Source organism: Nocardiopsis sp. NPDC058631 (assembly GCF_042716955.1).
Lineage (GTDB): Bacteria > Actinomycetota > Actinomycetes > Streptosporangiales > Streptosporangiaceae > Nocardiopsis.
Map to the genome: position 1 here is coordinate 15,621 of NZ_JBHXQY010000015.1, position 1,476 is coordinate 17,096.

Annotated in this window: 2 protein-coding genes and 2 tRNA genes; 2 read left to right on the top strand and 2 right to left on the bottom strand. The window is 71.4% G+C overall.

Annotated elements, in window-relative coordinates:
- Positions 1–107 precede the first annotated feature (107 nt).
- Positions 108–635, bottom strand: a complete 528-nt coding sequence (locus ACFWTE_RS07770) for a hypothetical protein (RefSeq protein ID WP_378778533.1) — start codon at positions 633–635, stop codon at positions 108–110.
- The gene (locus ACFWTE_RS07775; protein WP_378778534.1) at positions 632–973 is read right to left on the bottom strand and encodes a hypothetical protein; all 342 of its coding nucleotides are present in this window, start codon (positions 971–973) and stop codon (positions 632–634) included. The genes ACFWTE_RS07770 and ACFWTE_RS07775 overlap by 4 nt, the downstream gene beginning before the upstream one ends.
- 156 nt (positions 974–1,129) lie before the next feature.
- Between ACFWTE_RS07775 and ACFWTE_RS07780 the strand changes: the two genes are divergently transcribed.
- Positions 1,130–1,202, top strand: a tRNA-Asn gene (locus ACFWTE_RS07780).
- A gap of 171 nt (positions 1,203–1,373) precedes the next feature.
- Positions 1,374–1,446: transfer RNA gene (locus tag ACFWTE_RS07785), tRNA-Asn, on the top strand.
- Positions 1,447–1,476 lie beyond the last annotated feature (30 nt).

Sequence of the window (1,476 nt, forward strand, 5' to 3'; positions counted from 1 at the left end):
CACCCGGAGGACTTTGTTGTGGTGGCGGTTTGGGGCCCACTAACCCGCCACCAGTACGAGATCACGGCGGAGGGGGTGGGGCCGTCGTATTTCTCCGGCCGGTCCTTCTAGACACCCATCTGGTCGTGCAGGGCCGCCAGCGCACGGGACACCGCGTCGGCCAGGCGCGGGTCGTCGGGGTCGACGCCCTCACCCAGGTGGACGCGCCAGTCCACGTCGGCGCCGCCGGGCGGGCGGCGCGCCACCAGCCGGAAACCGGTGGTGGAACCGGGCCCCGGGAACGGTACGAAGCGGTTGACCAGGATGGTCGCGGTGACGCGCTCCGCCACGGTCTCGGCCAGGCGGCGGTAGTCGACGCCGTCGGAGGCCGGGGCGGAGCGCAGCCGCACCGTGTGCTCGCCCGAACCCTCCTCCAGGAACCTGAACGTGTCGGGCGTCCAACCCGCCTGGTCGATGTCCTCCCAGGGCACGGCGCGCCCCCCGGGCAGGTACAGGGCCCGAGTGGTGGTGACGAGCACCTGCTCGGCGGCGTCCCGTCCGGCCGGAACGGCGACGGGCGCGTGCGCCAGCACGCGCTCGCCCCGTTCCATCCGGGCGCGGACCCCCGCGGGGACACCGCGGCGGAACAGCGTCACGAGCGGTCCGCGCCGTCCTCGTCGGGGCGGCTGTTCCTGGGCTGGGCGCCGTCGGACACCCGGGTCTCCCACTCGACGAGTTCGATCTCCTCGTCGGTGGGCCGGGCGAGGAAGTCGCGCAGCGAAGTGATCGGCATCTTGTCCACGGTCTTGTCGTAGACGGTGCGGCCCGCGTTGCTGACCTGGGCGCCGACGAGCCCGGCGACCTCCTGGACGACAGGACTGTCCGCGACCTTGCGGGCCGTGCGGGCGAGCTGCTCGTAGCGGGCCCTGCCCGCCTTGGCGCCCAGGACGTATCCGATGGCGAGTCCGGCGACGAACGTGATCCGGTAGCGCATGGGTCCCCTCTTCAGACCTTGGAGACGATCGGCGTGATCTGTGCCTGCACGTTACCCTGTCGCCGCCCCGCCACACGTGCCGACACCGGTCACGAGCACTCCTGAGGGGCGCTAGGCTGGTGGTGTCGCCACGGCCCGGAGCCGGGGCGTGCGCCATCCCGCGTAGCTCAATTGGCAGAGCAGCCGGCTGTTAACCGGCAGGTTATTGGTTCGAGTCCAATCGCGGGAGCACACAGGGAGGGCCCGTCGGAGAGATCCGGCGGGCCCTCCCTCGTGGGCCCTGTCGCCGGGCAGGTCCCGAAGCGCCGTACGGGAACCGGAAAACGCGTCGCGAGCACCCTGGGGAAGCGCTAGGCTTGTTCCTGTCACCGAGGCCCGACAGGGCCCCGGGGGCGCACGATCCCGCGTAGCTCAATTGGCAGAGCAGCCGGCTGTTAACCGGCAGGTCATTGGTTCGAGTCCAATCGCGGGGTGGAACCGTGCGGTGGACGCCTTCCTCGCAC